The sequence below is a fragment of the Dictyobacter alpinus genome (assembly GCF_003967575.1).
GTDB lineage: Bacteria > Chloroflexota > Ktedonobacteria > Ktedonobacterales > Ktedonobacteraceae > Dictyobacter > Dictyobacter alpinus.
This window is the reverse complement of the sequence record NZ_BIFT01000001.1, coordinates 5,293,830-5,315,945: the sequence shown is the minus strand read 5'-3', so window position 1 is coordinate 5,315,945 and position 22,116 is coordinate 5,293,830. Positions and strand designations below refer to the sequence as shown.

Sequence of the window (22,116 nt, the reverse complement as noted above, 5' to 3'; positions counted from 1 at the left end):
GACCACGTATGCAATCCGGTGCTCCACTTAGATTGAAGTGGGACCGGATGGGACGCGTGGATCGGATGAGCCATTCATGTCGGGTCCACCAGCAGGTTGCGGCGGTGTTCCGGGGCCAGGTCCGGTTGAGGTGGCGACCGGACTATGCGTTGACTGACCGGGAGCCGGGAAACCGGATGGCCTGACCTGCAGTTCCTCTGGTCCATCGGGCGCGTTCAGGCGTGGGGGAAATGCTGCACGCTCCTGGATCATCTCCGCGTAGATACCAAGTGAGCGCGGCATATTCACCGCGACGGCAGCCACGAGGCGTCCTTTCAGTCCATAGGCCGCTACGAAACGACGGCGCTCAACCGCGCCCTGCGTCACCACGATCTGATCGGCTACGGTCGGCAGGCCAACGGCTTTGATGTTGAGGCCAAACTGATTGGACCAGAAGGTGGGCAGGGGCCGGTGTGGCTTGCGTTGAGCTGGCTCACAGAGCATATTGTGGGCCGCCGTCTCGGCCTGCTCTACGGCGTTGCCCCAGTGCTCTACGGCCAACAACTGACCATCATAGAGTGGATGCGGCCAGCGTGCCACGTCGCCCGCGACAAAGATATCATCCAGCACAATGCCATTGGCATCGAAGGCGCGACAGGCACCATCGCAGACCACGCCACGCGCGTCCACGGCCAGTCCCGAGGAGAGCAACCATTCAACATTGCGGACCGCACCCAGCGCCACAACCGCTACATCGATCTCCAGCGCATCGCCATCCGAGAGGTGCGCCCGGCGCAGGTGTCCGTTGGCATCCCCTTCCAGGGCCAGTACGGTAACATTACAACGCAGATCAACACCGTTCGCACGCTGAAAACGCGCCGCCACCATCCCGGCTGCACCACCGAGCGCACCAGCCAGAGGGGCCGCACTACGCTCCGCCACCGTCACGGGGAGTCCCAGTTCACGACAGACCGAGGCGACCTCCGAGCCGGTGAAGCCCGCGCCAATGACCAGCACCCGTTTAGGATTGGCCGCCAGCACCTCGCGCAGGCGTTGCCCATCGTCTAGCGTACGAATACTGAAGACGCCATCCAGGGCCATCTGCTCCGCGTCGGGCCAGGGCCGCGCCCGTGTACCTGTCGTAATCAATAGACGATCAAATGGGATACGCCGACCGTCGGCCAGTTCGACAACATGCTCCGACAGATTCAGATTGGTCGCGGCTACCCCCAGCAGCCATTCTGCCTGAATATCACGCATCTGCGGGAGATAGGTATGCGATACCGGGAGCCAGCCACTCAATACGGTTTTGGAGAGCGGGGGACGATCATATGGTGCATATGGCTCGTCGCCGATCAAGGTCAATTGCCCCTTGAAGCCCTGATCACGCAGAGCCTCGGCCGCACGTAGACCCGCCAGGGACGCCCCCACAATCACGATGCGTCCATCAGTCCCAGCTTGTCTGCCTGTATTCATGAGGCCGACTCCTTCTGTGTATCGGGACGTGGCCCATCCTGCCTCTTCACCATGGGTAGCGGCTCACTGGCCCGACCAATATGGATCGCCTGCACCGGACAGGCTGCGGCGGCGCGCTCGACCTGCTCACGCAGAGCATCGTCGGGCGCATAGTCATATTCCAATGATTCGTCGCCATGCAGCCGGAAGATCGTCGGCGCCGCATAGACGCACTGACCATAGCTCTGGCACTTGTTCAAGTCAACGACAATTCTCATCACAATAACTCCTTTAAGTCACGCTTACAGTCTCAGGCTCTATCTTTCTCATGCCTCCTCTACAGCATAGCCCTGAAGCAAAGTATCTGGATAGAACCGGTTGCAACGGCAAAAAAAGAGAGAAGTGGGGGCTGTGCTCCCCACACCCCCACTTCTCCTCCTCCTCACCACCACAGATGGCAAAAACGTCAGCCATATCTTGACAGAGAGTTAATTAGTAGACATACTGTCTAGATAGAAACTATACTCGTGGAAGCGAGGCGCTGTCAAGAAAAAAAGCGCTCCGGCGCACGTTCCTGGACACCCTTTGTGTATTAATAGACAGCTGTCTCAAAAAGAAGGAGATGCAGATGGAGGATCGTCGTGTCCAGCGCACGCGCAAGCTACTGGAGCAAGCATTGTTAGAGCTTATCGCCGAACAGGATTACGATAGTATTACCGTGCGGCAAATCACCGACCGGGCCAATATGGGGCGGGCCACCTTCTATCTGCACTTCACAGATAAAGAGCACCTGCTGCTCACCACGGTCCAGGTCCTGCAGAAGGATCTCGCGCAGCGCCTGCAGCCGCTCAATCGGCAGGATCTATTAAGTGAGGAAAATATGCTGGGCGAGAAGATCTTTCAGCATGTCGCTCACTACCAGGACCTCTACCGGGTACTCCTGGGCGAACGCGGGGCCGCAGTCGTACGCCAGCGTCTGATGGAAGCAATGACACAAGCGGCCGAACACTATGTGGTCCACGCCCTGCTCGAAATTACGCCCGAGCCAGCGATCCCGACGAGCTTTCTCGCCTCCTTCTTGAGCAGCACCACCTATACTGCGATCAAGTGGTGGCTGGACCAACCGCAGCAGCCGCCTCCCGCCGAGATGGGTCGGCTCATACGCAAACTCACTACCCCCGGCATGCTGGCCATACTCGACATCGATCCGCGTCAACTCTCATCTCCCAGTTGAGAATAAATGACCATCATTGTGTCATTTTGTATATTCTCATTCTTTTGTGTAGCAATAACAAATGGCGGCACTTTGGTCTAAAAAGCCAGCTATGTTCCTTGATAGAAGTTATGAAGATAATGCCAAAATATCCTTTAAATTTTGCAACTTTTCTTTGCTGCTCAACGTTATAAATTTGTGCATTTAAATACAATATAAATACACAAATTTTAATTAGTATCTTATCTCTATGATAAGTAGCAAATGACTGCGAAGGTTGATGCCCTTATGCAAAACACAAAATTTCGTTTATCAAACTGGTTATCTCTTTGTCTGTGCATTGTTCTTTTTACGCTGTTTTTGAGTGCTTGTGGATCAACCCAGGCTGATAGCACGCCAGCTCCCGCCAAGCCTGCCCCGACTGCGACCCCCACACCTATGCCCACGCCAACGCCAACCCCCAAACCAACTACCGCGTTTAAGGGCGAAGGCTTTACCTTTAACTACGACGCCGCCGAATGGACAGTAAAGACTTCGGCCGCAGGACTGAATGAGCTTATATCCAAAAAAAATCCTGACATGGTTCTGGTTGCAGGCACTGCTCCAACACAGGGCAATACTAATCTGGATAAAGTTATCGCCTCCATGGAGGCCGGTGTAAAGGCAACTGCGACCAGCTTTAAAGAGGATCCGTCTGCTCCTGCGACCGTCAAGATTGCTGGGCAGGATTGGAAGCAAAAAGCTGCGGATGCGCAGGGTAAGGATGCCAGTGGTAATGTGAGCTCGGTGAAAGTGTATGTTCTGGCTACCCAGAAGGGTGCAAAGGCCTATATTATGGATTATACGCTTCCAGCGAAGACTGCTGATACTGATCAGAAAGAGTTGATTCAGCCTATCCTGGATTCGTTTAAGTTTGTCTAGTCCAGGTCTAATGGTTGCGAGATAAGAAGGTGCCGGCTGGAAAACCCCAGCCGGCACCTTCTTTGTTTGCGCACACCTCGCGCCTGCGGCGCTCGCTTATTTTTTAGGAGGGTGTCGGGCGGCTGCGGCCGCCCGACACCCTCCTAAAAAGGATGGAGTTCGCTTCTCTTTCCTACAGTTGGCACCCTCCACGGGGCTTGCTTTACTTTGTGGGTGGTTGCATTATAGGGGTTGGTTCCAGTTGATGCGGTAGGAGTACATCCAGTCGGAGGCTTTGGGGTTGGCGAAGAGTTTGAGGAAGATGGGGGTGGTGAGGTCGCGGAAAAATTGTTGTGAGGGGGTGGTGGCATGTTTGCCGGAATCGCCTTGCTGGCCGGCCTGGTATATTTTGCGGGTGCGCGCGCGACGAAGGTGTTCGTAGGTGCTGAAGGCTTGCTCAAGTTGTGGGATGTCACGCAGGCATTTGGCTAGGATGCCGGAGTCTTCGAGGGCCTGTGAGGCTCCTTGTCCGGAGCTGGGTGCGACTGCGTGGACGGCATCACCGAGCAGGACGATGGGTCCCTGGTGCCAGCTGGCAGGCTGTTCTGGGAGGGCATAGGATAAAAAGTAGGGAAAGATGGATTCGGCGTTCTGTATGGTCTGCCGGATGAGCGGTTGATCGTCCTGATAGAGATCGAGTAAGGTCTGTTTCTGCTGGTGTGGATCGATGGTGTCGAACTCGCCCCGGGCTGGTTCCGTGGATCGGGGATGGTTGGTAAACCAGTAGGTATAGCCGTTGTCCCCGATCAGGTAGCCGAAGAAGGCTTTCTTGCCAGCGATAAAGTGCATGGTTTCTGGCTCTGAGTCCAATGGCATGTTGGCGGTGAAACCACCACAGTTGATCAGGCCAGTATAGTGGGCGGCGGGAAAGGTTGGGTAGAGCAGTTGACGGGTACGCGAGTGGACGCCGTCGCAACCTACCAGGAAGTCGCCTGTCGTGCTGCTTCCATCCTCAAAGCTGGCGACAACGCCTCCCTGACTGGTCGTCTTGATGTCGCTTAACTTTTTACCACGGAAGATCGGAATACCCCGGCGCTCAACTTCGTCAGTCAGGATATTGCTCAGTGGGATGCGCTTGATAAAGTAGCTCTTGCTGCCATGACTGGCCAGGGAGCCACCACCGAGCGACCTGCCACGTCCATTCCACATACGGAAACGGGTTACTGCTGCTCCTTCAGCGGCGACTGCGCCATCTAATCCGAGTTCTTGCAAGACGGCGACACCATTACATGAGAGCGTGAGTGAATAACCATCGGGTTTGGTGCGGGCCTCATAGATCTCCGCATCAATGCCCGCTCGCTGCAAAAAGAGCGCCAGAGCGGGACCAGCGATCCCGCAGCCAATAATCAATGCCTTCTTCTGCTGACCCATTATCATGATTCCTTTCCTGATATACCATTGATACAATCAATTCTCTGTAGAACTTCCTGTTTCTGAATCGTTATACTCATCGAGCTGTTCACTACTCAGTGCAGCCAGGTCTGGCCGCGTCACCTTCCAGACGCGTTTTCCTTCCGCGAACATGGTCACGGTCCCATTGTTGATATCGAGTACCAGTTGCGCCAGGAAACCGTGTTTTGCCTCTAACAGGGTCAGACTATAGAGGTCCTCCATCACAAACACACGGTCGACCCCTATCTTCTCCGCTCGCGCCAGCGTTGTGCGACAGACGCTGATCTGCTGATCCAGGACCTCTAGATGTTCCTTCAGCAGCGCCGCGACCTCATCTGGAGAGAGGTTACCCAGCAAGGCCAGGCCGGCCGCGAACTGTGTATACTCGACCGCCGGCCGCCGAATCAATGAGCGCAACCAATCTATCAGTTCCGCCCGACCCGCCTCGTTCGTCGCATACACTGTCCGCTCCGGATAACGGCCCTCGCGCTGCGTCTCCAGTGGCTCAATCCACTTTTCACGCAGTAACGCCTCGATCACCGAATACAACGAGCTCTGATTCACCTTGATCACCGTCGTCAGTTCCCGTTGCCGCATTACCGCCAACATCTCATATGGATGCATCGGCCGCTCCGTCAACAGCGACAAAACAGCCAGTGCCAACAAATTCGCTATCTTCCGTTTAGCCATACGTCTCTATTCTCTATTCAACTATTCCGAACTCGACTAGTCTCACAGAGAGTATAAAATATACCTTCTCTATTGTCAATACCAGAACAAGAACGGAGTACTATTCATTTTTTGCAACGACATGCACATCATCGTGGACATGCTCAGGGACCTTGGCGTAGAGACGGCGATCATGATCGTCAACAGGTGCTTTGACATGGAGCGAGGAGACGGCAACCCGCAAGGGGATTGCCCTACATCTGTCTTTTTCTCGTTAGGTTTCTTGAATATTAAATAAAATTTCAAGCTTGAAAAATTCAATAAGGTAACCTGGAAATGACTATTGTAGGGCAATCCCCTTGCGGGTTGCCGTCTCCTCCCCTCTCGATTCGGTTGTTTTAACACGATTCGGTCTCTCTATTCCAGGCGACACTGCTGCGGTTCCCTTGTTTCCGCCTTCATCCAAACAAGGGGAACCGCATAAAGGAGGGTGAGAGAAGATAAGCGAACTGGGGGCGGCTGGGATACTGGGTCCCACCTTAAGGGCGGGACGAATTGCCCGCTGAGGGGCAAATCTACGCGGACGGAATCGGGATACGCGTGACGGGTGGGATCGGATACGTGTGGCGGGACGGGATCGTTGGATAGGTAAGACGGAGCGGAGGGAGATGGGGTGCTATTGAACAATTGGTGAAATGATACGTATGATTATATAAGCGTATATTTTGCGCTGATACATCTCTTTAGCTATATATTGCTGGGAGGCGAAAATCAGGCAAGAATCAGCTAACAATAACAATGCTTGATTTGATTGACATATGCACATATGAAAACGATCAGAAGAGGAGATTTTATGGGTACACCACAAATGGCGAATGGTGAAAAAATAGTGCTTCTCAGCTATTGGCCACGCCAGCAGGCGGGCGAGGAGCATATTGGTTTTGGTATGCCGCGCAACTATTTGCTCTATAGCCTGTTCATGGTCCCTCTGTCGCTGTCAATGGAATGGCTGATTATCCCAAGGTTACAGCCGATACCAATTTTGTCAATTATAAATCTTATGACGTTTTTGCTCTTCTTGCTATTTATACCAGCAGGACGACGCACCGGCTTTTATAGTCTGGATGAGCAGGGGAAAGCCGTGACCTTCCTACAGAGGGGTGTCCCCGGACAGCTCAACGGCCAGCTGGGGATGGACCGCAAAAGGTTTTTAGCACAGACTGGCGTATTGGCTTAATACGAAGAAGATATAGAAAGGATCTCTTGATGCTTCAACCATCTGAGTCAGCGATCCCCAAAGGATTATTCATCACGAGCTACTGGCCGCGCCAGCAAGGGAACGATGAAAACATCGGCTTTGGAGTCAGCCGCGACTATATGTTGTACCGAGTTGCGTCTATGCTCCAACAGCGCAGCTTACGTTTCTTCATCTTACCGCGTCTGCGCGCAAAGCTTCCCCTGCTGATACTCGTCAATATCCTGGCCACAATCCCCAACACGATCAGTAATACTATGATCATGCGCGGCTGGCTACACAATAAAAAGGGCTATTACGTGCTCGATGATGAGGGCAAAGCGCTCTCATTCCTGGGTGCTCGTATGCCGGAGAATCTCATGGGCCGCATGGGAATGGGGCGTCAGAAATTTCTGCGTCGGCTCAGCCAACAATAACTTGCCGCTAGCAAACGCCACGCCTGATCATACACAGCCTGATCAGGCGTGTGGGGCCAGGAATAATACCATGAGCACTTCGTCGAAGTAGGTATCATCAATCTTGATGCCATGCGGCTCCAGGCCATAAGGTTGGAAGCCAAGGCTGTCATAGAGGGCACGGGCCCCGGCATTGGTAGAGACCACACTCAGGTGGATCTGCTCCAGGCCGGAAAACTCATGGGCGCGCTTGAGTACTTCCTGCATCAGCATCCGGCCCACGCCCTGTCCACGCACCTCTGGAATCACATACGTTCCCCAGATGGTAGCTTTGTGGCGCATCTTGGAGTGCGATTCGCGAAAAAAACCAACCAGACCCACCATTGTGCCCGCAGCATCAAACGCGCCCAGCACAAAACGCTCACCATGAGCTGCCGCAGAATCCAGTCGTGACTCAACCAGGGACAGCGGGAAGTCCCGCTCCTCCTCAAACGAAGAACCAAAGGCCTCCGGCACCTCCCTTAGCGCACGTAAGCGTAGCTGCTGGTAAACCTGAGCGTGTACGGGCGTCAATAGCTGAATATTCAATATCTGAGTCCTTTCCAACAAAAACATCCATCATAACGCACAATCCCTATTATCTCGAGGAACCCACCGCCACGTCAATAGCCAAAATAGCCACAATGTCCTCCCATAGGCATCCCGTTGCTCCTATACAGAGTAAGCCGAGCGTACGCCACAAGCCCGCGTTGCGTACGCCGAGTGGGCGCCACACGCTGACCGAGCGTACGTCGAGTGAGCGCCACACGCCGACCGAGCGTACGTCGAGTGGGCGCCACACGCCGACCGAGCGTACGCCGAGTGGGCGCCACACGCGAGGCCGCACTGCTGATTTTACATGGGCCAACGTGTATGAACGACTCGCAGTGCTGTGGCGCCTACACGAATCACGGTGGATGTTGCGGAAGTGATGGGGAACGTTTGGCAGGCCATGTTCGTCCTTTGACGGAGAGGAACGCCAACCATGAGTGGTGGGCTTACACGTTGCTCCATGAGTGGTGGGCTTACACGTTGCTCAACGATCAAGTCTGAAGAACCATGATTCGTGTAGGCGCCACAGACATGCGATGCTTTCTAAACACGTATCGCCCTTAATCATGTCGCATGTCGGCCTTGCGTGTGGCGCCCACTCGACGTACGCTCGGCTCGCTTCTCACGCCCACTCGGCGTACGCTCGGCTCGCTTCTCACGCCCACTCGACGTACGCTCGGCTCGCTTCTCATGCCGTCCCATCCAGGGCGCGTCGAGCTACCACGAGACGTCCTGGCGACAATGGCAAGCCATCCCACGTATCATGATAGTTTGAAGCAATGCTCAATCCATCTCACCTCACTCAACTGAAACCTTCACTTCTGGGACTGTGCACGCGCCAGGTGCTGGTTGATGGTGCGGTACAGATTCTCGACATCGCGCACTTTATTCGGGATAGTCATATGGGTGCCAGTAGTGGTCAGCCAGACATTGGGGGCGATCTGCTGCTTGAGATCCTCCCAGCGGTACGCAACCAGCTTACGGTTGGTCGGGGCGATCAGTCCATCTTGATACAGGTACAGGCTACTGCGTAGACTCTGCTGCTTGAAGCTGTCAAAAATGATAAATCCAACAGCCACAATGAAGATGATTACTAATATGATGATATTTATTATTGGAATGCTCGCATAATTCGTTATTACCAATATAACGAGTACGAGAGCAACCAAAACAATAAAAAGAAATATGCCACCAAGCGAATTTTCGGAGGAATACACCCGGACCGGCTTGCCAAGCTGTTTCCGAGTAGCGATCTTTTCTATGCTGGCTGGCACAACAACCTCGCCAGCCGAGCTTCTGGCGTCTGCCTGTCTTTTATGGCCAATCCCTGTAGCAAGCATACTGATAAAAATGCTTACACCAATATTGCCGATGATCAACACGACAACCCACGGAGAAAAGGCACGCGACAGGTTTCCATAGCTCAAACCCACCCCGACTAAGAGCACAGGAGGGACAATGGCGGTAAGAAGGCTAAGGAAGAGGGTTGCCTTTAAGCTGGCGCTACGCAGACCCATCAATAGTGCCAGTAGAAAACTGTAGCCACAATTCATGAGGAACACCACAGGGACTGCATCATATCCTGAGTAACTTCTTCCATAAAGATAATAGAAACCATTGATCAAGATAATCGTGACCAGTCCGATCAAGATCTCCCCGGAACTGTTCCGTCTGGGCGTCACGGACGCAGGTGTTTGGATCTCATCGCCGGCTTGAACGACGGGCGAAGGACTCGAAACGGCGGGCTGCGGACTTGAGACGGGCTGCGGGACCGGGGGTTGTGTGGTCCTGGGTTTTTCCTGCATCCAATCGCTCCTGCCGGGCAGGATAAGTTTCGCGGGCTCGGTCCCGGCCGATGGAGGGTCCGCGACTGGTGCCGGCTGCATTGAGAACGGGGCTGGATTGGCGGGTAGCGTCGGGGCCAGTGGCGGTTGATAGTTTGTCTGCTGGCTCGCCTCTACAAAGGCACGCGCAAACTCCTGGACGCTCCTGAAGCGCCGGGCAGGATCTTTGGCCAGCGCGGTCTGCACAACCTGCTCAAGGGCTGGAGATACTTCGGGCACGCTGGCACGCAGCGCCGGTGGCGGGGCCGATAGGTGCTGGGCAATAATCTCGGTCGAGGAGCCTTGAAAGGGCAGGTTACCAGTAAGCCAGAGATAAACGGTGACCGCCAACGCATATTGATCGCTGGCCGGACGTGGCTTGCCCTGAAGTTGCTCGGGGGCCATAAAGGCCAGGGTACCCAGCGAGCTTTCAGTGCGCATCGAGGAGGTCGCATGCGCGATGGTCGCGATCCCAAAGTCGCCCAGCAATAGCTTGCCCTGCTCCCCAATCAACATATTCTCCGGCTTGATATCACGATGGATCAGGCGCCGATCATGAGCATACTGCAAAGCATCCGCGATCTGCGTTACATATTCAACCACCTGAGCAAGTGGTACCCGCGATCCACGCGCATGGCGCTGCCGCAACGAACCATAGGGAGCATAATCCAACACCAGAAACGGCTGTCCCTGCTGCACATCAAAATCCAGGATCCGAATAATATGCGCATGCCGCAGCTCAGCAATCGTCCGTGCCTCCTGTTGGAACGCGGCAATATCCTCATCAGCCATCAGATGCGTATGCAAAATCTTCAGCGCAGACTTCATCCCCAGGCGCACATGTTCCCCGAGATAGACCTCGGCAAAGCCGCCCTGTCCAATCAAACGCAGCAAACGATAATTGCCAAATTGCTGTCCACTATAATCAGGCATCCTGCCTCCCCGTCTTCCATATCAGGCAGCACACAAACAGAAGAGTTCTAGAGATACTGTATATGATACCGCCATACGACTATAAGATTTTTGTTTGCCACATAAAGAGATAGACAAACGGCACCTATGGCACTTATATAATAGGCCCTGAGAGCAAGAGCCAGAATAATAGAAGCACGCTGGCTACGAACGCGAGCAATGAGAACAGACGCCCTCTAGACCAGCCAAGGTCCCGGGTTGCCACAAGGGCGGTGATTGCCATCATCAGAGACAACAAGGAACTAATAATTAAGGTCAAAATGAAGACGTCCCAGGCATATCCCGCTGCTTTCCCTGTTACGGGAACGGTGCGTAGAAGGATATGAGCAACCACCGCCAGTAAGCTACAAACCAGACTCCCGAGCGCGGGCCAGTAGAGCCGCTGCCGTGGCTGATCAGTTAAAATCAGGCCGCGCAAAATTGATAATAGGCCCAGAAGAAAGCATGGGATAGAGACAAACACGATGACCATGGCGCCGTCCACGCCGCAGAAATCATTGGATGGCGCACAGGTGGCATGCATCAAAACATACCAGCGAAAAAACGGAAAGATGATGCCGAAAAGTGCGAGTGCTATGCCCGATGTGATCAGCAAGCGTTTACTCTTCTGTGTATCTGTTGCCATGGGTATTATCATCCCCACCATATCAATAATCACCAATATATATAGAACTATATAATCGCTGCTATTAGTATAGCCTGTTCTATCTCATAAATAGGAGTGTCAATTGACCTATTCCATTCTATTGTACTCGCCATTCAACAGGCAATATACTAAAAGATCAAGCGCCGGTATCTGGCGGGCAGAACTTGATTGACAATATGCATGTAATCAAATACGATACGATACGGCAAAATGGATATGATGATATTTCGATCTTTTAGACTATAGGAAGGCGCGAGAGACGATGAGACCAGAGGTTCTGCTTGAGGAGTGCGAGGCGTTGACGCATAAAGGGCGGATGTTGCGGATGGTTGAGGTTGGTCGCCTGGCTGGCAGTGATGAGAGTGCACGCGAGACGATTGCGGATCTGTTGCAGGGCTCGATCTATGAGCGGTTGCTGGGATTGCAGACATGCTTTGGGAGTGGTGATGCGGCTCCGGCGCTACTGGCTCTGGCTGATCCGTCGCGTAGCGTGCGGGCTCTGGCAGTAGCTCTGGTGGCTCTGTTTGCTAGTGATGCACAGGTGCTACAGGCGTTGGATACGCTGGCACTGGATTTACGGGTGGCGCTGCTCCATCGCTTAATCCGGAGGCACAGACTGGCGCTGATCGATGACTATATCGGGATGCTGGCGACACGCCGGGATGTCCATTTTAAGCGGCTAGTACCGCTGGCTTCGCAGGAGCTGGTGGCACGCTCACTGCCTGCCTTGCTGGATCGCTTTGATGTAATTGACTGGCAACGCCTGACACGGATGCATCCTGAGCTGGCACATGCGCAGGTTCAGGCTTTGGTCCAGGCAACAAATGGGGTTGAGCAAGATCCGCGGCTACGCGGGATTGTGAATACGGTGCTACTCGCGTTGAGCGAGTCTATGCCTGATCTGGCGCTGGATATTGTAAGGACGCTGGCGACCCTGGTTCCTTTGGGCCGTTTGCGGCTCTATGTCCTGCTCAAGAAACGGCCACAGGAACTGGCGGAGCTGGTACTGGCAAGTGATGAGCAGTCTCCGGTTACTTTTAATGCAGTGGCTCCGCGCTTAAAACTGGACCAGCTACTGGCATTGTTCGAGCGCTATCCTACGAGTATTAATCAATCCTGCTTCACAAAGTTGCGGCCAGAGCAGCGGGCGGCCGTTTATCAACTCTGCGGTCTGGGCTGGCGCTCAGGGGAGGGTGTGTTAGCACACGAGCTTGTGGCGGCCCTGCCAACTGAGCAGCGGGTAGCAGAGGCGCGCCGGCATCTGGAGCTACCGGCGCTACAGACACGGACTGAAGAGCGACTGCGCTATGCGGCATTCTTGCCATGGGATGAGGCCGTGGCGTTCCTTGAGCGTTTTGTGCGCTCAAATGATGCCGATATACGCGCTGAAGCGCTCGGCACGCTGATTGCGGCTATCCGCTATCAGGGCGCTCACAGCCAGGATGCTCTGAAACTGGTCTTGCAGCGCCGCTTTGAACAGGATCCGGTGCGGCGCGCGATGCTGACCGAGCTGGCCGCCCTCCCTACTGGTCGCTGGCAGTCAGAACAGCTCAACGACCTGACACAGATTATCCGCGATGCGCTTGATGCCAGCGACCTCTCGTCCATGAGCATCTATGCACTACTGACGTTAAGCACAAAGTTGCTACCATTCCATCCTGAGTGGGCGGCAAGCCAGCTGGCACTGATCTATCGTGAACGCGCATATATACGCCTTCCACAACTCAATAGAACACTCACGCTGGCCGAGACACGCCATCTTGCCAACGAGCTGCTACCACTCCTACCCATCTGGCACAATCGCGAGAGCGAATACATACTGCTAGCCCTGGCTTATATATTCGACAAACGCATCCGGGACGTGCCTGAGTTGCTGACAATTCTAGATGCAATCCTGCGGGACACCTTGAACAGCTCTGTGGCTGAGAGCATTCTCTCGCTGTTTAAGCAACATACACCTGAACGGCTGGCTGTGCTCGTGCCCCAGCTGCTGGAAATAGACAAAAGCTTTATCACGCTCAATGCAGTCATGAATTATCTGAATCGTCAACGCCAGGATCTGCTGACGCCGTTCCTGGGTCAACAGGCCTATGCGGGACGCTTTAGTACGGGTAAGACGCGGCTGATGCTGGGGATAACAGATGGCTTCCAGCGCTGGACGCCACGTCAGCAGGAGCTGTTCGCGCAGACGCTGCTGGAGCTGGCTCGACAACAAGATCGTGCGGCGTATGAAGTTATCACGCCCCTTAATCAATTGGGAGCAATGGCCTTTATCGATGCCGCGGCCCTGATCTCATTTGCCAATGACCCACGCCTGGGTGTACGAGATCACGCGCTGCGCGTGCTGAGCCGTCTGGACGCGGGCCAGGGTATCCCGACCCTGCTTGAAGCCCTCGATGATGATCGGGCGCGCATCGCGATCTATGCGCTGCGCCGCATCCTGCTGAAGATGCCTGAGCAGGAGGCGCTACGGCTCTTACAAGCTACTCCACTTAAAAAGATTACCGTGGCTAAAGAGGTCGTGCGCCTGATTGGCGAACTGGGATCCGAGGCGGCCTACCAGCAACTACAGGAAATGGAGAAGGAAGAGCTCCATCGCGATGTACGCATCGCCCTGCTCAGGGCCTTCTGGTCCTACCTTGAGCGACCGGAATCCTGGGACAGCTTCAGGCGGGCCGCTCAGGAGCCGGATGTCTCGGTCGCCCAGGCGGTCGGACGTATTCCGGAGGATGGTCTCTCCTCCTGGGCACGCGTACAACTCCTGGACCTGCTGAAGCTCCTGCTGGCCCATCCAGAGCCAGAGGTTCGGGTAAGCACCCTGCAACGTATTGGGGGCGATCACCTGACAGACGCCGATCAGATCCTGGTGACGCCGCTGCTCAAGCTGATGCACTCACTGCTACCCGATGAAGCATCCTGGGCGTCACAAGCGGTCTTTGCTACCTATGCCAGCCAGCAACCGGCACTGATTGGAGAGGCTATCCGAGAGCTACTGGGGAAACGCGAGGCATTAACTACCACCATCCAGAACTACCTGAGCGTGCTACGCATGGGACGCCAGCGTCTCCTGCCAGCTACCCGCGTACTCCTGGCAGTGCTGGACGAGGACCCACTTACCCTCACCCTGCGCATGCGACTGACCCTTGCAGGACTGCCATGGGACGAGCTTGCAGCGGCCCTCATAACCCTTGCACCTGAACTACACGCCGATGCCCTGATCAATACCGAAAGGGAGATCGAGCAATTGTACACACGACCAGAAGTCCGGCTGGACGAGCTAGAGCAGCGGCTGGCCGCCAACCCGGATCCCCGCCTGCGCCGGCTCGCGCTCTCCGCGCTCCATGCCCAGGTCATCCAGGGCAAAGGCTGGAACGACCAGTTGCGCGCCCGCCTGTCCAGCTACCAACAAGATTCATCGCCCCTGGTAGCGGAGGCCGCCCAATATATGTTCCCCGCATAAACCTGTCCGTGACATGGTCCGACATGGGCGTCACCATCCCGAGACATGTGTCGCCCACTCCATGTACGCTCGGTCCGCTTCACACGTTTTCCCACCCAGGAACGGATCGCGCTACCCATGGTCGTGATCAAGTATCAGATCTTTGTGGCTGTTACATCACTCTCTCCTGAAGCGTGCTGGTTAATAACATGGGCGTATACCTGTGTCAGAGATGAGTTAGTCAGTGTTCTATTAGGAGAAAGGACTAAACTATGAGTACCGTACAAGATCGTCGTGCCTCGCAAATTGGTCTCTTTATACTCAACTTTCTCAAGAAGCTAGAAGCCCAGGGAGGGCCTCCTCTCTATTCATTATCGCCCACCGACGCGCGTAATGTTCTTGTTAGTGTACAGAACTCGGTAAATGTCCCGAAACTATCAGCCGATATTGAGGACCGTACTATTGCCGGTGGTCCAACGGGTGAGATTTCTCTACGCATCGTCCGACCGCAGGGGGTGAGTGCTGCCCTACCGGGGGTTATGCATTTCCATGGTGGTGGTTGGATCCTTGGTGATAAAGAAACCCATGACCGCCTGACACGTGAGATTGCTAATGGTGCGCAGGCCGCTGTGGTCTTCGTTGACTATGAACGTTCGCCGGAGGCCAAATATCCGACCGCGATCGAGCAAGCCTATGCCGCGACAAAGTGGGTCTCAGAAAATGGCGCGTCCATTGGCGTTGATACGTCACGACTCGCGGTCGTCGGTGATAGTGTCGGAGGCAATATGGCCACCGTCGTCACCATGCTTGCAAAGGAACGTGGTGGACCTAAAATCGATTTTCAAGCCCTCTGTTATCCTGTAACGGATGCTAATCTGAATACAGAATCATATCGCATGTTTGGGGGCGATGGATACTGGCTTACGCGCGAGGCAATGAAGTGGTTCTGGGATAGTTATGTACCACAATCTGAGCGGGATAAGCCAACGGTCTCACCATTACAGGCCTCGTTCGACCAACTTAGCGGACTTCCTCCTGCATTGATCATTACTGCAGAAAATGATGTCTTGCGCGATGAAGGTGAAGCCTATGCCCATAAACTCATGGCTGCAGGTGTACCGGTCGCCGCAACTCGTTATATAGGAGCAATCCACGACTTTCTGCTACTCAACCCGATTACAATGGCCCCGGTTGTGCGTGCGGCCGTCGCCCAGCTCAATCAGACTTTAATGATGTATTTGCACGCAGACCAGAGATAATAGTTGCTCCAGCTTGGCCGCTTATCCATTGTAGGAAAGCTGGTAAAAAGGGAAGGGAGACGCGATGCAGGCTGGTCCAATGTGACCAGTCTGCATCGCGTCGTCGCACGCAAGGAATGCGAGCAACTGGCTAGAGACTACTCAAAATCTCTGCCCCGTGTCGAGTAACGATCACGGTATGTTCAAACTGCGCTGCCCATCCCCCGTCTCTCGTTCGGACGCTCCATCCATCGGGATCAACTTTCATACGTGCCGATTGTTCGACCAGGGTCGGTTCAATGGTAATCACCAGCCCTTCCGGAATCCTGGGGCCAGTGCCAGAACGACCAACATTTGGCACATCTGGCTTCTCGTGCATGACATGACCGAGGCCGTGTCCGATATACTCACGCACAACGTTAAAACCTCGTGACCAGGCTACTTGCTGGATGGCATATCCAATGTCGCCGATGCGCCTCCCAGGGCGTGCTGCCTGGATACCTGCCATCATGGCTTCGTGTGCTGTCTCGATGAGATACTGATGTTTTGGGGCGATTTTCCCAACCGCAATGGTGATCGTCGAATCGCCAGCATAGCTATCTAAAAGCATTCCGGCATCAATACTCAACACATCCCCGAGCTTCAATTTCTGCTTGCCCGGTACTCCATGCACAGCGACATCATTCACCGAGGTATTGATACAGCCTGGGAACCCCTCTTCTGTCGCAAAGACAGGTTTGGCCCCCAGTTTGGTGATGTAGTCCATTGCGTAGTCATTCAGCTCACTCGTTGTTACCCCTGGACGAGCCAATATTGCGAGGTCTTGTAAGAGCTTTGCTGTAGCTTGATTCGCTCGTCGTAAACCAGCTCTCTCCGCTTCTGTGGTAGCGACCAAGTTCTTTTTCCCCCTTTTGCATAGACTTCCAGTTTTCTGGAAGAAACCTGAATTGTAGTATACCATCAAGGAGCCAGGGATACGAATGCGCGGAAAATCAGGAACAGCAACGTGTCACAAACAAGGTGATGTTCCCGTCTAGTGTGCAGCCAATTGTTCAATAAGAAAGAGAAAAGAGGCTCACATAATGGATAAATATGCTTTGAATACGGATGAGGAGCATACAATGGATGAAAATGGCGTACATACGGACACGGATGTAGTAATTGTCGGTGGCGGGCTGGCGGGACTGGCTGCGGCCTGTTATCTGGCACGCGGAGGGGCTTCGGTACGCCTCTATGAGAAGGCGGCGCGGCCAGGTGGTCGAGCGGCGACGACGGTGTTTGAGGGTTATCATTTGAATCTGGGGGCACACGCTCTGTATAGTGGTGGGGCGACCGAAGAGGTGTTGCGTGAGTTGGGGATTGCCTACGTTAGCCATCGGCCAACCGATATCTCGGTGTTACGCGAGGATCGGCTCTATCAGTTTCCGGATAGTATATCGAACTTGCTGCGCACAAAACTACTGGACCTACGCGATAAGCTGGAGTTGGGACGTATCTTCGCGCAACTGACTGGCTTGAAACCAGCGTCACTGGCCCGGATGAGCGTGTCGGACTGGATTGCGGCGAGGGCCAGACGTCCACGCGTCCAACAGTTCCTACGTATGTTTGCCTGTACGAATGTGTATAGCGCGGCCCTGGATCAGGTGAGCGCGGAGGTCCTGATCCATAAACTCCAACTTTCCCTGAAGCATCCGATCCTGTATCTCGATGGCGGCTGGCAGGTACTGGTGGATGGCTTGCGTCAGGCGGCCGAGCAGGCTGGTGCGCAGATCAGCACGGGTGTCCGTGTGGAGGCGGTCGAGCAGCGGGGTCGCCGTGTGCAGGGGGTGCGGCTAGCCAATGGACACTATGTGGCGGCGCGGGCCGTGCTTATCGCGACGACTCCCAGAGAGGCGATCAAGTTACTGGACGCGGTATCAGCAGCCCCGCTTGGCAGCTATCTGGCTACGATGCTACCCGCCGAGATAGCCTGCCTGGATGTGGCACTACGCAGCTTGCCTGATCATGCCCATCCCGTGGTACAGGACCTTGAGGGGCCGCGCTTCCTGACGGCGCAGTCCCGCTATGCACAAATAGCACCGGCAGGTGGTGCGGTCATTCACACCTTCAAGCAACTTGACCCACACCATCCCAGTGATCCCAGAGAGGATGAGCGTGAACTGGAAGGTTTACTAAACCGCGTACAGCCGGGCTGGCGTGAGTTGCTGGTCAGGCGGGTGTTTCTACCACGTATGGATGGTGTCAGTATGCTCCCAACTACGAACATTGGTGGCTATGCCGGTCGACCCAAAGTTCAGGCAACAGGCATTGAGCGGCTCTTGCTGGCTGGAGACTGGATCGGCGAGGGATTTCTGGCCGATGCCAGCATGAATAGCGCCCGTCAGGCGGCTCAGCTCTTGCTTCAGCAACTGTCATCCAGGCACATAGCTCGAGCGGAAGCTGTGCTACAATAGCATCTGACATGGTTTGAGGAGTGCGAAAAAGATGTCCATGTGCAATAAGCCCGAAGATACAACGACCGTCATCTTTCAGCAATATAAAACGCTGCTCTTTTCGATTGCTTATCGCATGCTGGGAAGTTGCAGCGACGCCGAGGATATGGTACAGGAGACCTTTGTGCGCTGGCTACAGGCGCAACAGGACAGGGTGGAATCCCCAAAAGCATATCTCTCAACGGTAGTGGTGCGGCTCTGTATCGATCACTCGCGCCTGGCACGGACACAACGCGAGATCTATGTCGGTCCCTGGCTACCTGAACCACTGTCCGATAGCCTGTATCCCGAGCTCTTTGAGAGCGTGATACAGGATGAGTCGCTGTCGTATGCGTTCCTGGTGATGCTGGAGAAACTAGGTCCACTGGAGCGGGCGGTGTTTCTGCTGCGCGACATCTTTGATTATGAGTATGCCGATATCGCGAAGATGGTTGAGAAGAGTGAGGCCAACTGTCGCCAGGTGCTACGCCGTGCCCGCCAGCACCTGGGTCAGCAACGCCTGCGCTTCGCGGTCTCGCGTGAGCAACAGGAGCAACTGACCCAGCAGTTCCTGCGCGCCAGCATTGAGGGCGATATGCAGGGCCTACTCCACCTGCTAACCGACGACATCGTCTTTACCGGCGATAGCAACGGCACAGGCCCCCAGGCACGCAAACCGGTGATCGGCCCCACCAGAGTCACCCGAGGCATGTTTGGCGGTATGCGCTTCATCCCTCCCGATAGCCAGGTACGCATCATCAATCTCAACGGCCAACCCGCGATTATGATTTATACCCCGCAAGGCATCTACGGCGTCATCCTATTTGAGATCCAGGACAACCGCATCCGCAATATCTACAGCATCATCAATCCCGCCAAACTCCAACGCCTGATGCCCAATGCACACGATTCCACACCTCGTCTAAAAGAGTGATGGTCGTCTTTTCTCTCGCTGTGTTTCGGCAACGTATCAGCTCACATCCTCTTTCATCGTTGATGCAGCAATGGCGCATTCGCGCCATTGCTGCATCAACCAATAAGGCAAGAATGGAGGCGCCTGCGCTCCCCAGGCTGGCTAAAAACGCACCACTTCCATTGGGATGGAAGTCAAACACGCGCTCTTAGATCTGTGCCAGGCCCCCATCGACAGCCAGTTCGATACCAGTAACAAAACTACTGTCGTCCGATGCCAGGAACACCACGGCCTTCGCAATTTCGTCAGGATCGGCCATACGCCCTAGTGGTACGCTGGCCGCAAAGTTTTTCCTGTACTGCTCGCGCTCCTCTTCTGTCGCTACTAAGTCGTCAGAACCAGGAGTATTGGTTGGACCAGGACTGACGGCATTCACGCGGATCTGGCGGTCTTTCAGGTCCAATATCCAACTGCGTGCGAATGAGCGGATCGCCGCATTCGTTGCACTGTACACACTAAAGGCCGGTGTGCCTTTGTTCGCGGTGCTTGACGCGGTTAGAATGATCGAACCACCATCCCGCAAGAGTGGGAGCGCCTTTTGCACCGTGAAGAGCATTCCTTTGACATTGATGTCGAAGGTTTTGTCGAAGTGAGCCTCGGAAATCTCCCCCAGGGGAACAAATTCCCCAACGCCGGCGTTTGCGAAGACGATGTCGATGTGGCCATGCCGCTGCTGCACGGTGGCATACAGGCGATCAAGATCGGCGAGGTTCGAGACATCTCCCTGAACCGCAGTCACGTTCTTGCCAATCTTCTGTACCGCAGCATCCAGTTCACTTTGACGGCGACCGGTAATGTAAACATAGGCACCCTCCGCGACGAAGCGCTGAGCTGTCGCGAGTCCAATGCCACTGTTAGCACCCGTGATGACGGCAACTTTTCCTTCAAGCTTATTCATGTCTTTTTCCTTTGTGTGAAAATGAGTATCGACGCGAAAGCGCATTATTAGTCTGTTCTATCGATCATCATAGAGCGGACTGATAATGGTCTATAAAAGAGCGGAAGATATCACTTTCTCGCTCTTCACTGTGTTTAATGTAACCAATACAGTTACATTAAACGCTAAAAAAAGAGGGTTTCTCCTCGTATGTGGAGAACGCCACGTTTTAGACAGGATCTAGAATATTAAGGTTCGCTCCTGTTTGCGTGGTTTGAGAAGAGGGAGTCAATGTCTCAGCGAGAACGTCGGCCACAGTACTCTGAGCCAGATGCCGCTTCATCGCAGCCTCTGCATCACTATAGAAACGTGTCAATGCTGGCTGGATGCCTTTTCCGATGACACATTCCTGGTTGGGAAGTGTATGATGCAGTTCGAACAGCGGCGACTGCTCGACTGCTTGATAGACCTCCAACAAGGATATCTGCTCAGGAGGACGTGTCAATGTCCATCCGGAGCCTGCTCCACGCTGTACATTGACCAGACCGGCTTTGTGTAGCATTCCCAGGATCCTCCGGATAAAGACGGGATTCGTGTTGACACTTCCCGCTATCTGATCTGAGGTGATGTTATCCTGTTGTTGTGACGCCAGAGCGATCCAGGTTAAAATGTGCAACGCGACAGTAAAATGGCTATTTGATCTCATATATTTTCTCCGCTTCTAATCGTAACCATTATAGTTACAATTAGAAGCGTTGTCAAGAGGTCGCCTTCACTGATGGGTGCCATTTATTTTTTGCAATGCCATACATCCTATCATGGCCATGTTTAAGGATCTTCACAGAGGGCGAGGAGACGGCGATCATGGTCGTCAACAGGTGCTTTGACATGGTGCGAGGAGACGGCCCACGAGAACGTCCCTCATCATGATCATGTTGGGGATGACCTATCGTGATGTGAGATGTATGAGGGGATGGGTCCATGGCTGCTCTTGTCAAAAAATGCATGGCACCCCTCACTGATCTTTAGCATTGCGGTGAGGGGGCGCTTCTCAAACCATTGCACTCGGATTTACCTCTCGCTTATGGCGCTCAGGAGTTCTGCTTGCTCAGGATGGCTTGCAGGTCGGTGATGGTTTGCTGGCTGTTCTGAAATTGGATGGCCTGCATGCCGACCTGCCAGGCGGCGGCAATGAATGGTGGGCGATCATCGATAAAGAGACATGCTTCAACCGGCACGCCCAGGCGCCTGGCGGCCAGTTGATAGATTTCGGGCTGTGGTTTATGCAAGAGTTCTTCGGCCGAGATAATGATCAGGTCCACCAGTTGGTCTAGCTGATATTCTCGTGTGATCAGCCCACGTACATCTGCGGGCGCATTGCTCAAGATCGCTAGCTTGTACGTCGGCCGTAACGTACGTATATACTCCACCAGTTCCTCGTTCAGGCTGAGTCCGGAGTTAAACACTTTCGCCAGCACATGCCAATCGGAGCTAGCCAGTTTGAGTCGGCCAGCCACATCCTCCCATAGCTGCTGCGTCGAGACACGGCCCGCCATAGCATCGCGAAAGAGAGGCGAGCTCAGCATCGTCTCCTCTACAGAATTCTCAGGTAACCCCCGCTCACGCTCAAACGCATGTCGCACATGGCGCTGCCCCTGCAATAACAGGACATCAAACAAATCAAAAATGACCGCAGAGATCGGCATACAAACTTGCTCCTTCATAATCGCAGATAACTATCTATCTAAAACTTACACGCTAAAAGCGC

At 54.3% G+C, this 22,116-nt stretch carries 19 protein-coding genes; 8 read left to right on the top strand and 11 right to left on the bottom strand.

From position 1 onward, the window contains the following. Positions 1–27: 27 nt before the first annotated feature. Both EL633_RS20980 and EL633_RS20975 read right to left on the bottom strand, forming a co-directional pair. Positions 28–1,455: an NAD(P)/FAD-dependent oxidoreductase gene (locus EL633_RS20980; RefSeq protein ID WP_126629070.1), complete on the bottom strand. Its 1,428-nt coding sequence runs from the start codon at positions 1,453–1,455 to the stop codon at positions 28–30. Beyond that, complete coding sequence (locus EL633_RS20975; protein WP_126629069.1) at positions 1,452–1,712, bottom strand: ferredoxin; 261 nt, start codon at positions 1,710–1,712, stop codon at positions 1,452–1,454. Before EL633_RS20975 ends, EL633_RS20980 begins: the two co-directional genes overlap by 4 nt. A gap of 350 nt (positions 1,713–2,062) precedes the next feature. Here EL633_RS20975 and EL633_RS20970 point away from each other — a divergent pair, with 350 nt between their 5' ends. Further along, positions 2,063–2,668 (top strand): TetR/AcrR family transcriptional regulator, encoded by a 606-nt coding sequence (locus EL633_RS20970; protein ID WP_161982293.1) that lies wholly within the window; start codon positions 2,063–2,065, stop codon positions 2,666–2,668. Positions 2,669–2,935: 267 nt separating this feature from the next. Next, the gene (locus tag EL633_RS20965; RefSeq protein ID WP_126629067.1) at positions 2,936–3,568 is read left to right on the top strand and encodes a hypothetical protein; all 633 of its coding nucleotides are present in this window, start codon (positions 2,936–2,938) and stop codon (positions 3,566–3,568) included. Between the two features lie 222 nt (positions 3,569–3,790). Here the strand turns inward: EL633_RS20965 and EL633_RS20960 are convergent, their stop codons facing one another. Together EL633_RS20960 and EL633_RS20955 are read right to left on the bottom strand one after the other, a co-directional pair. Then, positions 3,791–4,978: an FAD-dependent oxidoreductase gene (locus EL633_RS20960; RefSeq protein WP_161982292.1), complete on the bottom strand. Its 1,188-nt coding sequence runs from the start codon at positions 4,976–4,978 to the stop codon at positions 3,791–3,793. Between the two features lie 36 nt (positions 4,979–5,014). Beyond that, complete coding sequence (locus EL633_RS20955) at positions 5,015–5,689, bottom strand: PadR family transcriptional regulator (protein WP_126629065.1); 675 nt, start codon at positions 5,687–5,689, stop codon at positions 5,015–5,017. Positions 5,690–6,521: 832 nt separating this feature from the next. Here EL633_RS20955 and EL633_RS20950 point away from each other — a divergent pair. Then, entirely contained in the window at positions 6,522–6,905 is a 384-nt protein-coding gene (locus tag EL633_RS20950; RefSeq protein WP_126629064.1) for a hypothetical protein, read from the top strand. 29 nt (positions 6,906–6,934) lie between these two features. Further along, entirely contained in the window at positions 6,935–7,339 is a 405-nt protein-coding gene (locus EL633_RS20945) for a hypothetical protein (RefSeq protein ID WP_126629063.1), read from the top strand. Between the two features lie 42 nt (positions 7,340–7,381). Here EL633_RS20945 and EL633_RS20940 read toward each other — a convergent pair whose 3' ends face one another. From EL633_RS20940 to EL633_RS20930, 3 genes are all read right to left on the bottom strand, one after another. Beyond that, on the bottom strand, positions 7,382–7,906 hold the full coding sequence (locus tag EL633_RS20940; protein ID WP_126629062.1) for a GNAT family N-acetyltransferase: 525 nt from the start codon (positions 7,904–7,906) through the stop codon (positions 7,382–7,384). An 818-nt stretch (positions 7,907–8,724) separates the two neighbouring features. After that, positions 8,725–10,665 (bottom strand): serine/threonine protein kinase, encoded by a 1,941-nt coding sequence (locus EL633_RS20935; protein ID WP_126629061.1) that lies wholly within the window; start codon positions 10,663–10,665, stop codon positions 8,725–8,727. Positions 10,666–10,798: 133 nt separating this feature from the next. Further along, on the bottom strand, positions 10,799–11,329 hold the full coding sequence (locus EL633_RS20930) for a hypothetical protein (RefSeq protein WP_126629060.1): 531 nt from the start codon (positions 11,327–11,329) through the stop codon (positions 10,799–10,801). 283 nt (positions 11,330–11,612) lie between these two features. Here EL633_RS20930 and EL633_RS20925 point away from each other — a divergent pair, with 283 nt between their 5' ends. Further along, positions 11,613–14,810, top strand: a complete 3,198-nt coding sequence (locus tag EL633_RS20925; protein ID WP_126629059.1) for a hypothetical protein — start codon at positions 11,613–11,615, stop codon at positions 14,808–14,810. A 251-nt stretch (positions 14,811–15,061) separates the two neighbouring features. Beyond that, positions 15,062–16,048, top strand: coding sequence for an alpha/beta hydrolase (locus EL633_RS20920; protein ID WP_126629058.1), 987 nt, complete (start codon positions 15,062–15,064; stop codon positions 16,046–16,048). A 130-nt stretch (positions 16,049–16,178) separates the two neighbouring features. Here the strand turns inward: EL633_RS20920 and map are convergent, their stop codons facing one another. After that, a complete protein-coding gene (gene map, locus EL633_RS20915) occupies positions 16,179–16,922 on the bottom strand; it encodes a type I methionyl aminopeptidase (protein ID WP_161982291.1) in 744 nt (247 codons plus the stop codon). A 187-nt stretch (positions 16,923–17,109) separates the two neighbouring features. Here map and EL633_RS20910 point away from each other — a divergent pair, with 187 nt between their 5' ends. Both EL633_RS20910 and EL633_RS20905 read left to right on the top strand, forming a co-directional pair. Continuing rightward, positions 17,110–18,480 (top strand): phytoene desaturase family protein, encoded by a 1,371-nt coding sequence (locus EL633_RS20910; protein ID WP_126629056.1) that lies wholly within the window; start codon positions 17,110–17,112, stop codon positions 18,478–18,480. Positions 18,481–18,511: 31 nt separating this feature from the next. After that, positions 18,512–19,432, top strand: a complete 921-nt coding sequence (locus tag EL633_RS20905) for an RNA polymerase sigma-70 factor (protein ID WP_218027530.1) — start codon at positions 18,512–18,514, stop codon at positions 19,430–19,432. A 187-nt stretch (positions 19,433–19,619) separates the two neighbouring features. Here EL633_RS20905 and EL633_RS20900 read toward each other — a convergent pair whose 3' ends face one another. The 3 genes from EL633_RS20900 to EL633_RS20890 form a co-directional block, all read right to left on the bottom strand. Further along, positions 19,620–20,369 carry an SDR family NAD(P)-dependent oxidoreductase gene (locus EL633_RS20900; RefSeq protein WP_126629055.1) on the bottom strand — a complete coding sequence of 250 codons (750 nt, stop codon included), beginning with the start codon at positions 20,367–20,369 and terminating at the stop codon, positions 19,620–19,622. Between the two features lie 208 nt (positions 20,370–20,577). Then, a complete protein-coding gene (locus EL633_RS20895; RefSeq protein WP_126629054.1) occupies positions 20,578–21,054 on the bottom strand; it encodes an Rrf2 family transcriptional regulator in 477 nt (158 codons plus the stop codon). Between the two features lie 385 nt (positions 21,055–21,439). Beyond that, complete coding sequence (locus EL633_RS20890) at positions 21,440–22,054, bottom strand: HAD family hydrolase (protein WP_161982290.1); 615 nt, start codon at positions 22,052–22,054, stop codon at positions 21,440–21,442. Positions 22,055–22,116 lie beyond the last annotated feature (62 nt).